This is a genomic window from Streptomyces sp. NBC_00210, assembly GCF_045160975.1.
In the GTDB taxonomy this organism is placed as follows: Bacteria; Actinomycetota; Actinomycetes; order Streptomycetales; family Streptomycetaceae; genus Streptomyces.
The window spans coordinates 7,714,770-7,728,486 of the sequence record NZ_CP108120.1; the positions used below are offsets into that span (position 1 = coordinate 7,714,770).

A 13,717-nucleotide genomic window follows, 5' to 3' on the forward strand; every position below is an offset into this window, starting at 1 on the left:
TCACCTCCCCTTCTGAGCGGTGGCGCCTGCGGTGGGGTCGGCGACGACGGAGGCCGTCACCCGTCCGACGCGGATCAGTGCGTGCGGCGGCAGCGGCGTATCGGTGCAGGGCTGCACCGGCAGGCCGTCCACCGTGAGCGTCAGCAGCGGCACGGCCGCCACCTCCTCGTCGGTGAGCAGTCGGCGCGCCAGCGCGGTGTGGACGAGTGGTCCGCCGAAGGGCCACCCGTCGCCGCCGGCGCCTCCGTCGAGCGGGTGCAGGAAGCGGCGCAGCCCGTCCTCGGCGCGGCGTAAGGCTGCGGCACGGTCGGCGCCCGTGGCGAGCGCCAGCACGATCCGGGCGTCGACACGGACGTATCGGGGCGCTGCGGCGACGACGGTGATACCGGTCGGGGCGAGGGTGCGCGTCAGGTGATCCGCGACGGCCTCGAGGTCGCCGCCCGCGGGGAACGGCGCACCGGCGGTGGCAGGGTCCTCGTCGGGCGGCACCAGGTAGACGCCGACGATGCCGGGCAGCCGGGCGCCGGGATGGTCCGGGTGGTGCCCCGGTACGGCGTGGGCGCGGGCGATGCGCGCACCCGGGGCGCGCATCGCCAGCAGCGCGTGGTCCGCGGGGGTGACGGCACGCCCGGCCGTGCGGATCTCGGCGGCGCCGCGCCGTACGGTCGCACCGAACGGCTCGGTGTCCGTTCCGCCGGTCCCGGGCAGCGGGTTGGTCACCGAAGCCACCCCGGGCACCGCGGTGCGCAGCACGGTGGCCGTGTCCGCCGCGACAGCGCCCTGCCTGCCGCCTCCGGTGCGATAGCTGACGGCCCGTACATTGCCCACGCCGGGCGGCAACGCGACGCCGTGCACCCCGTCGCCGAAGGTGAGGACGCCGGTGTCGGCGTCGAGCGCGAACACCCGGTCGGCGGGGCCCGCGAGGGTCAGGTCGGGCACCTCCCGCCACACGGGCAGCGTGTCGTGCGCGGTGGGGGGCGCGCCGTCGACGGGGAAGAGCGGCGCGGCGGGGTCGTCGGCGACGGTGACGGTCAGGGATCCGGGGACGACGGGCGCCGTCGCCAGCCGCAGCCGTACACCCGCGCCGCCGTCCTGCTCCCGGGGATCCGCGGGAGCCGGGCTCAACACCTCGTCGCGCACGGTCCGTACGGCGCTCGCGAGCACCGTGTGCGGCAGGACGGTGGCGAGCCGCGGCGGCTCGGCGTACGTCCCTGTGGTGAGCCGCACCCGCAGCCAGCGGGCCTCGGGCAGCTGCGCCCCGCCGGGCGGGCGGCCCGGCCGCCAGCCCGTCGGCAGCCGCAGCTGTACGGTCCCGGTGTCGGCGAGGTTGCCGGTGTGGTCCACCACCACGTCGGCCGTCCGTAGGGTGTCCCCGTCCAGTACGGACCAGCGCAGTTCCGGCGGGGCCGTCTCGGGCGGAGCGACGGCTCCCAGCGCGGCGGCGGCCGGACCGCCGGGGCGCGGGGCCGCGACGAAGGCGAGCGAGAGCCCGCCCTCGATGGCTTGGGGGGCGGTGAACCCCAGCCACAGGGCCGAGCCGGGCGCGCTCCGGGCGCCGAACGGGAGGAAGCCGTCGGCATAGGGCTCCTGACCCGGCGTCACCTCATCCACGGGGCCCGGCAGAATGCCGGTCGCGGGTCGGCCCACGGCCAGGGAGGTGAGCTCGGCGGGTGACACCCAAGTGTCGTCCACGGTCTCCAGCACCACTTCGGTGCCGTCCTCGCCGGGCGCGCCGGCCTGGAAGCCGGCAGGGACCTGAACTCCCGCTCCTGCGGCAGCCGTTGCGGTGAGGCGCAGCAACACCTGGGCGGGCGCGGCGGGCAGCGGGGAGACCCCGGCGATCCGCAGATGCTCGACGAGCAGCTTGGCCGGCAGTCGGTCGACGCGTGCGGCCACCGCCTCGGCCATCAGCGCAAACAGCCGCAGCAGCGGGTCCCCCGCGTCGTCAGGGCCCGTCCCGGTCCAGTCGGGGGTGAACCCGCCGACCCGGGTGCGCAGCACGGCGACCAGGTCGTCCCGTGCGGCACCGAGCAGCACCGGGCGGCCTTCCGCGTCGAGCAGCGCCGTCCGCGCGGCTCCGGCGGACAGCGTCCACCACGGTTCGTCCGCCCCGGGGGCGAGTCTCGCGGAGGGATCGACAGCGGCGGAACGGCCGGGGTCGTGGGCGTTCATGCGCGCACCTCCCGTGGAGCGGCACCGGACGGCTGCGTGGTGCACACGAGTACCTCGACAGGGCCGGGAAGTTCACCGGGGCGCAGCGGCAGATCGCCACAGGATTCGTAGGGGCCGTCGTCCAGGGCCGCGGCGACGGCCTGCACCGGGGTGCGGTCGCCCGCCGCTTGAAGTGCCCGTTCGGCCGCGCGCAGCAGCGCCGAGGGGCGCAGGACGCCGCCGAAGGGCCAGCCGGTGCCGTCGTCGCCGCCGGTGAGCGGGTCGAGGAAGCGCCGCAGTGCCGCATCGAGGAGCTGACGGCGGGCGGTGTCCGCGGGGAGGGTGAGGCGGACGCGGACCGGGCGGTAGCGCGGGGGCGCGACGAACACCCCGGCGCCGAGCAGGCGTGCGGCCTCCAGCCGGGCGCGTACGGCGGTCAGCGCGCCGGGGTCGGGAACGGGCAGAGGCACGGCGTCGGGCGCGGTGCTGTCGGCGGGGGCGCGCGGCACCCGGGGGACGACGATGGTGGTCACGGCGCCCGGCACATTCCGCGACGGGTGCGAGGGGTGGGCGCCGACCAGTGCGTGGGCGCGGGCGACGGCGACCCCGGGGGTGGACAGGGCGAGTTCCTCGTGGTCGGCGGCGGTCACGGCCCGGGTGACCACGGCGAGTGCGGTGGCGGCCCGGCGGCGTGCGGCCGCCGGGGTCTCGGGCTCGGCGCCGCCCACGGACGGGACGAGTGCGCGCGCGGTGCACGGGGCGTCGGGTGGTTCGGTGTCCGAGGATTCACCGGTGAACACCCAGTCCCCGGGCGGCGATTCCTCCTCGGCCGCGCGCTGCTTCCGCGGGCGGGCGAATCCGGCCAGCGCGGGGAAGGCCAGCAGCGCCGCCGGCTCGGCAGCGCGGGCGGGGTCGCTGACTGCCGGGTCCGAGCCGCCATTGCCGGCAGGCCCGCCGCCCAGCCGGTACTCCGCCCGCAGTACCGTCCCGGGCCCGGTGGCGTCGGGACGGGGGATCCGCCCGGTCAGGCCGTCGCCGAAGCGCAGCGCCCCGAAGGGCCGGTCCACGGTGAACACCCGGTCCAGCGGCCCGCTGAAGGCCAGATCCGGCACGGCCGTCCAGTCGTGGACGCGACCGCTGCCGGTGTCGTCCGTCTCGCGCAGCGTGAAGTGCGCGATGTCGATCAGCCGTCCGGCGGCGTCGCCGGGCAGTACGACGGCGAGGCCGGGAAGCGGCGGGCGGCCTGTGAGTTGGGCCACCACGGGCCCGTCGGGGCCCTCCTCCAGGCGGACGCGCTGCGCGTGGTGCGCGGGGACGGAGTTGGGGGAGAGCCGCAGCAGTCGCGGCGGCGCGGCGTAGGTGGCGGCGGGTGTGGCCAGCACCAGCTCCATCTCGGCCCCGGCGGCCGTGGCCGGCAGGGTCAGCCGGACCAGGCCGGACCGGCGCAGTCCGCCGGTGCCGTCCGTCACCGCCTCTTCGGGCAGCGGGGCAGTATCCCCAACGGGCCCGTAGGACCAGCTGAGTCGAGCCGGGGGCGGCACGTCGGGTACGGCTCCCGCGGCCCAGCCGTCGGCCGTCCGGTTCCCGCTCCACGGCCCCGCCGGCTGCTCCAGCTCGAGCAGCAGCGTAAGCGTTCCGCCGTCCGGAAAACCGTCGCCGGAAACGGTCAGCCGTACCCGGACCCGCGCCGGGCCACCGTAGGCGCCGGCCAGGGGCACCGGGCGTCCGGCGGCGAGGTCGGCGGTGCGGTCCCGGTCGCCCGTCGCCTCCCGCACCGACAACCCGGCCACGCGCAACGGCAGTACGTCCAGGTCCCGGTCGAGGTGGAAGTCCCTCCCGCGCCCCGGTTCACGGCTGAACGACGCGCCCTCCCGGATCCGCAGCCGGGTGCCGGGCACCTGCGGGACGATCTGCAGCACCGTCACCGCGGCCGTCGCCGGTGCCGGTCCCGGCACGCCCAGCAGGCGGAGCACTGCGTGCACGACCGCGTCCGGTACCTGGTCGAGCCGGTAGACCTGCTGCTCCAGCAGATAGGCCTGGAGGTCCAGCAGGGTCATGCCCGGGTCGACCGGGGCGTGCAGGGTCCAGCGGCCCGAGGACTCGGCGGGGATCCGGGAGCGGACCGCCTCCACCAGATCGGCCCAGGACAGATCGTCCAGCCGCAGCGGCGCCAGGGTCATGACGTGTCACCCCCGACGGCCGGTCCGGCTGCCCCGAAGGCGCCCGCGCCGCCCACCAGTCCCGAGCCGCCGTCGAGGTAATAGGGGAAGACCAGCGTCTCGTGCCGCCCGGTGGCCCTGACCCGGTAGTCGACGGAGACCGTCACCCGCCACTCCTCGCCCGGCTGCGCCTGCGCCCGTACGTCGTCCACCGCCGCCCGCGGCTCGAAGTCGCGGATGGCGATCCGTACCGAGTCCTCGAGCTCGCGCAGGGAGCGCGAACTGCCGGGCGCGAAGACCAGCTCGGGGGCCCGGGTGCCCAGCGTGGGGCGCATCACCCGCTCGCCCAGCGCGGTACGCACCAGCACCAGCAGGCAGTCGCGGACGCTGTCCTCGCCGGCCGCGTACGCCAGCCGCCCCGAGGCGTCCGGCAGCAGCGGGAAGCGCCAGCCCCGCCCGAGGAAGGCTTCCGCGCCGCCCGGCGCGCCGCCGTTCACAGCGCCACCTGCACCGTCGTCGACATCGGCGGCGGGCCGGGCGCGGGGAGCGCCGGACCGGTCGCGACAGGCGAGACGATCGGGTGGGTGTGCCCGATGAACCAGGGCAGGAAGGTCTCCCACGGGACCACGTGCTGCGAGGCGCCGGTGCCCAGCCGCACCTGCGGCGCGTCCAGCGTCACCGAGCCGCCGGTGACCTTCACAGGGCCGGCACCGGCGCTGATCTCCACCGAGCCGTCGGCGGTCACCGTCACCTTGCCGCCGGACGCGGTGCGCACCACCACCGACCTGCCCGCGTCGTCCAGCTCGATGCGGTGCCCGGCGGACGAGGTGAGCCGTACGGCCTCCTTGCCGGAGCTGTCGTCGAGGACCAGTTCATGGCCGTGCCTGGTCCGCAGCAGCTTCTCGTCCCGGCCGCTCGCCCGGTGCGTGGGCGGCTTGTCCACGCCGTTGTAGAGGCTGCCGATGACGATGGGGAACCGCATGTCCCCCTGGTCGAAGGCGACGAGCACCTCGTCGCCCTTCTCCGGCACGAAGCTCGCGCCGTATCCGTTGCCCGCGTACGGCTGTGCCACCCGGCACCACTCGGTGATGGTGGCGCTGTCGAACCACGGCAGTTTCAACTGCACCCGGCACTCCTTCTCCGGGTCGTCCTCCACCCGCTCCACCACACCCGTGGCCACACCGAAATACCGCTTGTCCACGGCCGGTCCCGGCATCCCCGTCATCGCCTCGTCACCGCCCCTCGGAAGTACGCCGTGCCTCGAACGAGGTGAAGAATCCTGATGAGTTGAAGGAGTGCGTCACCTTGGTCGTGTAGTAGGTGCCGCCGAACCTGCTCCCCACCCCGCCGATCCGCAGAGCATCGCTCGGCACCAGATCGGGGAGGCCGGCCAACTGGCCCGCACAGGTGACGAATTCATACGACTTGCCCCGCAGCACGCTTACCGCCAGCGCCCGCGCCTCCTGCTCGGAGCTCACCGGGCGGTCCACGATGACCTCTTCCCTCTCGCCCATCTCCTGTGCGGCTGCCGCGGGGCCGTTGCGCCCGGCGTCGTGCTCCGCCTGCAGATCCGCCTGGGTCGCACTGCCGACGATCGCCTTCTTCGTCCGGGGATCCCAGCCGCGCACCGTCACCTTGGCGACCTGCCCCGACAGGGTCAGGGTGGGGCGGAACGAGATCAGGTTGGGTGCGGGTGAGGTGCTGGACGCCTCGCCCTGTTCCGGGCGTCCGGAGCGGGCGCCACGGGCCAGTACCGCGTACCAGAGGTCGAAGGTGCGTGGCCGACGGGCAGTCGAGCCCGCCCGGCCGTCGGCGGGCGAGACGAAGTACAGCTTCTCCACCCCGCTCGTCGGGTCGGGCGCCACGTAGCACTCCCGGTCGACGCCCTTCGCCCGTTCCAGCAGGAAGGCCACGTCGTCCTGGTTCTTCTGCATCACCAGCGGATGCACCACGCCCTCCTGTTCGGCCACCAGCTCCAACCCGTGCCGCTCCGCGACCTTCTGCGCGATCTGCCAGTCGGCGAGGTCCAGATACTTCTTCACCTCGTCGGCCCGCGGCTTACGGGCCTTCATCTGCGCCGTGCGGTCCTGACAGGAGACCTGCAGCGTCGGCGGCCCCGACGAGGGGAAGTCCGGCTGGATCGTGGTGACCTGGCCCTTGGCCACCACCGGCGGCCTGGGCTGTGAGGTGTAGCCGAGCCGGACCTCCACCAGCTGGCCGGGGGCGAAGTGCTTCGGGTCGTCGAAACGCAGCCGCAGATTCAGCTCGTCCCAGTTGCTCAGCGCCAGCGAGAACGTCCCGGTCTTGTCCAGCTCACGGACCACCTGGATGTCGAGCACGCAACTGCGCATCTGCTCGGCGATCTCGGAGCCGTCCAACGCGACCTCGAAACACGGGGCGTAGGTGTCGGCCGGCAGCGGTGTCGCGATCGTGTTCTGCAGCAGCGCCATCCCCCTCACCCCCGGTCCAGGGCGGGGACGACGAGCGCCATCCCGGGGGCGAGGGCCCGCGGATCGGCGAGGGCGTTGGCGGCCGCCAGTTCCCGCCAGCGCCCGGAGTCCCGGTACACCGCGGCCGCGATGGAGGAGAGCGTGTCGCCGCGCCGCACCGTCCAGACCTTCTGCACGGTCGGTGAACTCAAGGGCGTGGTGAGCTTCTGCTCCTCCGCCGTCCTGAACTCCTTGAGCGACAGCGATACTTTGGCCCGGGTCGGCGTGCCGTCCCGGTCGAAGAGGACGTAGGTGATGGAGAGGCTGTCCACCACGCCGGTGAACGAGGGATTCGCTCCCCATGCGAAGGTCACCACCGGGGGAGCGTGGGTGGTGCCTTGGCGGACCGTCAGGGTCTGGAAGTCATTGAGCCACCGCTTCTGCACATCGCGGCGCCCGCGCACCGGCTCCTCGGCCGCGTCGACCAGCGCGTCCAGTTTGAGGGTCCGCGCGCCGCCCCGTACGAACTGCAGCGGGGGCGCGTCCAGTCCCGGGACGCCGATCTCGGCGAACGTCACCGCCTTGGAGACGGCGTACTCCGTCGGATTGACCGGCAGCGTCAGCAGCGGGGTCGTGGGCCCCGACACGGAACCGGGCGGGTGCACGGTCAGGGTCGCCGGCGTCACAGCGGCGTCCCGTGCCGACGGGAGGCCGGGCAGCGGAAGCATCACGCACCCCCGAAGCAGCCGGCCGCGGACCCGCCGGCCGACTCCTGGCCCGGCTCGTCACCGGTCAGGGACGCCTCGCGGGCCAGCAGCCGGCCGCGGGCCCTGATGTCCTCCTGCCGCTGCGACCACTCCCGGATGTGCTGTGCGAAGAGCCGGGCGAAGACCGCTGTGTCATCGCCGCCGACCTCGAAGTCGACTGAAAGGTGATGGATCGTCAGCATTGTTCTCTCCCGAACCCGTGATCACGACATGCGGTTCTTTTCGCTGCGGTCGTTGCCGCGTACATCAGCCCAGCCCCGGCACCGCCTGCTCCACCGCCACCAGACCCTCGTGCGCGATCTCCAGCTGCTCCACGGCCACTTCGCTGCGTTCCGCGTGCAGATCGGGGCCTGTCCACTTCGAGGCCAGGCCGCCCCGGAAGGCCCACACCGCGCCGGGCAGACCGGCCCCGTCCAGCAGCAGCACCGCGCCGCTGCGGCGCGCGCCAAGCGGATTGCCGAGCCCGGCCTGGTACCAAGCCCACAGGCTCGTGCCCCGGGCCACCCCGCGGTGCAGCACGATCCGATTCCACGAGTGGCGAACCGGAAACTGCCGGACCCGGTCGTTGACCCCGCCCTCCGGATACGAGGTGACCTCCAGCTGCGCGCCGAGCCCGGTGACCTGCTGGAAGGCGCCCTGGGCGGTGAGTGGAAGCAACGCCGTCTGCGCCGGCGGCAGATGGGCGGCGGCCGGGCCGAGCACCACCAGGAACCGGTATTTCGGCAGCGGCTCGGCGAAGAACTCCAGCGCCTGCTCCGTCATCCCTCCACCACCTCCAACCGGTCCCGCCCGCCCATCAACAGCCGGATCGCGATGAATTCCATGGGTGCGGCCGGAGCCACCTCCACCTGGCAGACCACCTGCCCGAGCGCCGCCTGCTCCGGAGGGTTCAGCCCCTCGTCGCACCGCACCCGGAAGGCCTCCGCAGGGCGGTCCCCGGCCAGCGCGCCCGCCTCGAACAGGCCGAGCAGTACTTCGGTCAGCCCCTGGACCAGCAGCAGCCGCAGACCGGGTGTGTCGGGCTCGAACAGCAGCGGCCCGGCCACCTCGCGCGCCGCCCGCACCAGCCGGTGGACGAGCCTGCGGTGGGCGATGAACCAGCCGTCGCCCACGCCCACGGCCCGCGGCTGCGGCACCGCCGTACGCCCGCCCCACACCAGCGGGCCTCTGCCGGGCAGGCACCGCAGCAGATTGGCACCCGACCCGTAGACCGCCACCTCCTGATCGAGGCGCAGTACGTGAGCGAGGTCGACGACATCCTCGAGCGAGGCGTTGGCAGGGGTCGCGAACACGCCTCGCTCGCGGTCCAGCCGAGCCGCCACTCCGGCGACATGGCCGGAGGCGGGCACTGTTCGCAGCGCCGGATGTGCGGTGGCCAGCGGGTCGGGCACGCGGAGCGGTGGCCAGTGGACGGCGCACGCCTGCAGGCCCGGTATGTCATGCCGCCGGCGCAGTGCGTCCAGCCAGCCGGTGGCCTGCCGGGTGGCGGCGGCGGGGTCGGAGGTTCTGGCGCCCGTGAGCGGCGGATCGAGCAGTGCCAGCCGGTCGAGCGCGTCCGCGCACCCCTCGACCAGCAGATCGGCCAGCTCTTCCCGGTGGGTTTCCCCGACCCCGCTGCGGTCCAGGTCGGGCAGCGCCAGCAGGGCGGGTTCCGGCAGTTCCACCATGGCCCGTACGGCGTCGGCGTAGGCCTCGGCGAGGGTCCCGGTGTCATCAGGACTGCCGGGGGCGGGAGTACCTCCGGTGAGGGTGGCCGTGTGCGTTCCCGCGTGCGCGGCCGGTGCCTGGCCGGTGGGCGCTGGGCCGTCGGGGATCAGCCGGATGAGCCGGGAGGCGGCTGCTACGGCGTCGGGGAGTTCGGTGGGGCGCAGCCAGCCGAACGACTCGGGTGCCTCCCTCGGCGCGTCGACCTGCACCAGCACCTGCCCGGCGGATCCGGTCAGACGGTGACGGACCGTCACCCGGGTGCCGTCGGCCCAGCCGCCCGGGGACGCTGCATCGATCCGGCAGCCCGCCGCGGGAGCGAAGGGTGAGGGTGCCCCGGCCGGCCAGGCGGCCGTGGCGGCGGTCGTGCCCGCCGGTTCTGTCCGCAGTACCCACAGCGCGGTGCCGCCGTTGGCGAAGAATCCGCGGACCGCGTAAGGCAGATCGAGTGCGGCATCCAGGCCGCCGAAGGCCGCGGTGTAGGCCGCCCAGTCCGTGACGCGGACCGGGGTGGCCATCGGGCCGCGCCGGGTGCGCCCCGCGAAGCAGGCCACATCGGTGCGCAGCGGCTGGACGGGATCGGCCGCCGCGGCTGCCGTCGCGGTCAGTCCCGGCAGCAACGGCTCGGCGGGCAGGGGCGGTTCGAGGGCGGATGCGGGCACGGCGGTCTCCCGGTCAGACGTCGATCTGGAGGTCTTCGACGCAGAGTTCGAGCGTCTCCATCGCGATCTCGTTCTTGGTCGCGCCGAGCGAGGGCCCGGTGTACTTCACCGGCCAGCCGCGGTCGAAGTTCCAGCGCATGACCTCCTGGCGGTTCTCGTCGAGGAGGAGGATCGCCCCCGGAGCGCGCTGGGTCTGGCCGTTCATCGACTTCTTGATCCAGTTCCAGAACTCCGGATGGCCGGTGATGCCGCGCTTCAGCGTCAGGTTGGAGAATTTCTTGAGGCCGGGGATCTTGCGCACCCGGATGTCCTCGCTGCCGTTGCGGTAGTCGATCGGCTGGATGTCCACGGTGAGCCCGGAGACCTCGGTGAAGGACGCCTGGACGTCCTGGCCGTTGGCGGCGACGCCGGTGACCTGCACGAGGAAGTTATAGGCGCCGTACGGATCGTCACGCTGAACGGGTGGCACAGCCGTCCCCTTTCTTTTGCGGCGGTTGAAGCGTTTTCAGTGGTCGCGGCGGTGTGGGTGTTCAGGACGTGTTCGACTCGCGGGTCGCCTGCTGGATCCGCACGACCACGAACTCGGCTGGAAAGACGGGGGCGACCCCGACCTGGCAGACCAGGCGGCCCTGCGCGAGGTCGTCCTCGGTCATCGTGGACCGGTCGCAGACGACGTAGAACGCTTCTTCCGGTGTGGTGCCGGCCAGCGCGCCGGCCCGCCAGACCTCGGTCAGGAAGCTGCTGATGCTCTGCCGGACCGAGGCCCACAGCTGCTCGGCGTTGGGCTCGAAGACGACCCACTGCAGTCCCTCGTCGAGCGACTCCTCGATGAAGAGGAAGAGCCGGCGGACGTTGACGTACCGCCACCGGGTGTCGTCCGACAGGGTCCGCGCGCCCCATACCCGCTGGCCCAGATTGGGGAACGCCCGCAGCACGTTGATCCCGACGGGATTGAGGGTGTCCTGCTCCCGGCGGGTGACGTCGGAGGCCAGACCCGCGCCGGGGACGATGCCGCGCAGCACCGTGTTGGCCGGTGCCTTGTGAACTCCCCGCTCCACGTCCGTACGGGCGTAGACGCCGATCATGTGCCCCGACGGGGGTGCCTTCGCGGTGCCGGCGCCGGCTGGATTCGGCACCTGGAGCCAGGGGTAGTACAGCGCCGCCCGGTCGGTGGACAGGGGCTCGCGGAAGTCCCTGATCGCCTCGAGGTCGGCTGCGGGAGGCCCGTCGAATACGGCGAACCGGTCACCGAGGATCTCGCAGTGCGTGTTGAGGCCGTCGAGGACAGTCGTCTCCCAGACGCCCGGCACGGCGCAGATCGCCACCTCGTCGATGTCCTCGAGGGCCTGGATGCCCGTACGGTTCCCGCTGCCTCCGTCCACGCCGATGTAGTCGGCGGGCGTGAGACCTCCCCCGCCGCCGGCGCCGCCGGCCAGATCGAGTGTGGCGAGCGGCCGGCCCGGGTCGGTCCTGGAGATGCTGCCGCTCAGGAACGGCAGCGGATCGGCGCCGATCGTGAGAGAGAGGAGCGCGTCCGGGTCCGAGCCGACGGCCGTGGCGAGCCTCGCCAGATCGGCGGCCGGCGGGTTCGGCGCCGAGGGGATGGTCCGGGTCTGGCGCGCGACGCCGGGCGGTGCGTCGACGATCTCCAGCCGGAAGCCGGCCAGGACGAGGGTGTCGCCCGCGACGGCCGCGGCTGCGGGCGGGCGGTCCAGGGTGAGCGTGTGGTTGACGCCGTCGGGGGCGTGGCTCTCGACCGTGTGCAGACTGGGCTGCCGCGTACGGTCTGCGGGGACGAGGAGGACCGTGCTGCCGTCTTCGATCGCGCCGAGAGTGGCGATCGTCACGGTGGCCGGGGGGTCGCCCGCGGGCGGGGTGGCCGGCGCCACGACGGCGAAGGTGGCAGAGCGCGCAAGTCGCAGCACGGCATGCAGGCTGTTGCCGCCCTCGCCCGCCTGCACAGCCTCCGCGGCGAGGACCGGCACCGGCGGGGCGGCCTGGTCCACAAGAGTCGCGGAGGCCTTGGCGCTTCCCGCGGCCGGGGGCACGATCCGCTTGACGTAGAGCCGTTGTCCGCCGTTGTCGAAGAAGCCCTTCACCGCCAGCGGCAGCAGCCACCACCGGATGCCGTTCGCGTCGGCGGTGGCCATGTCGGCGTCGCTCGGCCGGGGCAGGAAGCCGCCGAAGAGCCGGTGGAAGTCCAACAGGCTGGTCACCAGCTTGGGTTTGCCCGAGTCCGGACCCCGGGCAGTCACCCCGACCATGCCGGCGGTGCTGGTGGCCACCCCGGTGATGGGCCGCGGGCCGGTGGAGATCTCCTCGACAAAGACGCCTGGGCTGAGATATTCGGGCATCGGGGCTTCCTCCGCTACGGGATCTCGATGAGCTGCTCGGTACCGCTGATGTCCTGCGCGGTCAGATGGATCGACGCCTCGGGGCCGCCGGCCTGGCCGGGATCCGCGAGCGCTGTGACCGTGAACCACTCGGCCTCGGGCGCGGCGGGATCCGGTGCGGGCAGTTGCGGCTTGCTGCCGGGACGCCGCAGCGGCAGCCGGAAGGCGCCGTCCCGTGCCGTCGCGGCGTACTCCGCCCACTCGGCGACCCGCGGGAGATGGTCCGCGTCCGCACGTGCCCGGCCGCTGACCGCCGCTCCGGCCACCGCCGCACCCGCGGGCCCGCCACGCCGTACCCGCCCGCGCAGCAGCCGCGTTCCGGGCGGGAAGGGGTAGGCGGGCAGCGGATACAGCCGTACCCGCGTCACCGCGGGCGCCGCCGACGCCGGGGCGTCGAACTCCACGCCGTCCGGGTGCTCCGCGTCCAGCAGATACGGCGAGACGAGCCGAATCCGCAGGCGCTGTACGGCGCCCGGCGCGGGAGCCGGATGCGCACTCGCCAGGGACGGCAACACGATCGCGCCGCCCGGAGTCGTCACCACCGGCACGTCGTCCTCGGCGGCCCATTGCCCGCCGGCCAGGCGCCGCTCGACCACAGCGGTCACCCGCAGGACGGGCGCGCGCCCGGTGAAGGCGTCCAGCGGCAGCAGGCAGACCGGTCCCGGTGCGATCCGTACGGTGTCCACCGCCGCGCCGCCGGCCGTCACGGGCGGACTCCCGCGCGCTGTCCGATGCCGACGCCGCCGCCGGTGACGGCCGGCTCCGCGGTGATGTCGCGGGAGGCCAGATTGACCACCCGAACCTCGTAGTTGAGGGAGAGCCGGTACGGCTGCGAGATCGCCCACCACACCTTCGCCCGCTCGTCGAGCGACAACGGGGCCAGGCGCAGCTTCAGCGACTCCCCGGCCTCGGCAACGCTGTTGCTCTCCGCGGCCGGCACGAGCAACGGGCCCTGCAGGATGGCGTCGTCGTACAGCGCCCGCATCGCCCGGCCGAGCATCCGCTGCTGGGCATCGGGGGTGCCGCCGGTCGGGACGAGCAGATAGCGCAGCAACAGCGCCATGTCGGCCCTGCGGAGCTCCTGGCGGACCGCGCCGGTGACGGGGTCCTCCACCACCGTGTGGCGGGGGGCGCGGTTGCGAGCGCTGGGGTCCTCGGCGACCTCGTAGAGGAAGAGCTCGAGACCGAGCCCGGCGTTGCCGCCCTGCTGCTGACCGATGAGGTCGACCAGACGCACCGTGGCCTGGGAGCCGGACTCGCGCACCGCGTCGGTCAGTACCTTCAGCAGGATGTCGGACACATCGGCGATCACGTCGGGACTGCCCACCGAGATCACCCCCTGATGTGCCGATGCCCGACAGGTGTGTGCCGGACTGGTCAACCACTCGCGAGGTTAGGGCCTGGTGACACCCCGGCACTTCGGGGAAATCCCTGGTTCCCTCCCTGGCTACG

At 73.7% G+C, this 13,717-nt stretch carries 13 protein-coding genes; all 13 read right to left on the minus strand.

Features of this window, described 5'->3' with window-relative positions; genetic code table 11:
* Positions 1-2,172, minus strand: a complete 2,172-nt coding sequence (locus OG729_RS34940) for a putative baseplate assembly protein (protein WP_405809944.1) — start codon at positions 2,170-2,172, stop codon at positions 1-3.
* The gene (locus OG729_RS34945; protein WP_405809945.1) at positions 2,169-4,331 is read right to left on the minus strand and encodes a hypothetical protein; all 2,163 of its coding nucleotides are present in this window, start codon (positions 4,329-4,331) and stop codon (positions 2,169-2,171) included. Before OG729_RS34945 ends, OG729_RS34940 begins: the two co-directional genes overlap by 4 nt.
* A complete protein-coding gene (locus OG729_RS34950) occupies positions 4,328-4,807 on the minus strand; it encodes a GPW/gp25 family protein (RefSeq protein ID WP_405809947.1) in 480 nt (159 codons plus the stop codon). Before OG729_RS34950 ends, OG729_RS34945 begins: the two co-directional genes overlap by 4 nt.
* Complete coding sequence (locus OG729_RS34955; protein WP_405809949.1) at positions 4,804-5,535, minus strand: phage baseplate assembly protein V; 732 nt, start codon at positions 5,533-5,535, stop codon at positions 4,804-4,806. The genes OG729_RS34950 and OG729_RS34955 overlap by 4 nt, the downstream gene beginning before the upstream one ends.
* A 7-nt stretch (positions 5,536-5,542) precedes the next feature.
* Positions 5,543-6,760 carry a type IV secretion protein Rhs gene (locus OG729_RS34960; protein WP_360875577.1) on the minus strand — a complete coding sequence of 406 codons (1,218 nt, stop codon included), beginning with the start codon at positions 6,758-6,760 and terminating at the stop codon, positions 5,543-5,545.
* 5 nt (positions 6,761-6,765) lie between these two features.
* On the minus strand, positions 6,766-7,425 hold the full coding sequence (locus tag OG729_RS34965; RefSeq protein ID WP_360875575.1) for a LysM peptidoglycan-binding domain-containing protein: 660 nt from the start codon (positions 7,423-7,425) through the stop codon (positions 6,766-6,768).
* A 41-nt stretch (positions 7,426-7,466) separates the two neighbouring features.
* Positions 7,467-7,688, minus strand: coding sequence for a putative phage tail protein (locus tag OG729_RS34970; RefSeq protein WP_360875573.1), 222 nt, complete (start codon positions 7,686-7,688; stop codon positions 7,467-7,469).
* 64 nt (positions 7,689-7,752) lie between these two features.
* Complete coding sequence (locus OG729_RS34975) at positions 7,753-8,268, minus strand: phage tail protein (protein WP_360875571.1); 516 nt, start codon at positions 8,266-8,268, stop codon at positions 7,753-7,755.
* A complete protein-coding gene (locus tag OG729_RS34980) occupies positions 8,265-9,872 on the minus strand; it encodes a phage tail sheath subtilisin-like domain-containing protein (protein WP_405809952.1) in 1,608 nt (535 codons plus the stop codon). Before OG729_RS34980 ends, OG729_RS34975 begins: the two co-directional genes overlap by 4 nt.
* 13 nt (positions 9,873-9,885) lie before the next feature.
* Positions 9,886-10,341, minus strand: a complete 456-nt coding sequence (locus OG729_RS34985; RefSeq protein ID WP_266484108.1) for a phage tail protein — start codon at positions 10,339-10,341, stop codon at positions 9,886-9,888.
* A gap of 61 nt (positions 10,342-10,402) precedes the next feature.
* Positions 10,403-12,226: a phage tail sheath C-terminal domain-containing protein gene (locus OG729_RS34990; protein WP_405809953.1), complete on the minus strand. Its 1,824-nt coding sequence runs from the start codon at positions 12,224-12,226 to the stop codon at positions 10,403-10,405.
* A 14-nt stretch (positions 12,227-12,240) separates the two neighbouring features.
* Positions 12,241-12,972 carry a hypothetical protein gene (locus OG729_RS34995; RefSeq protein ID WP_405809955.1) on the minus strand — a complete coding sequence of 244 codons (732 nt, stop codon included), beginning with the start codon at positions 12,970-12,972 and terminating at the stop codon, positions 12,241-12,243.
* Complete coding sequence (locus OG729_RS35000) at positions 12,969-13,592, minus strand: DUF4255 domain-containing protein (RefSeq protein ID WP_360875562.1); 624 nt, start codon at positions 13,590-13,592, stop codon at positions 12,969-12,971. The genes OG729_RS34995 and OG729_RS35000 overlap by 4 nt, the downstream gene beginning before the upstream one ends.
* Positions 13,593-13,717: the final 125 nt, after the last annotated feature.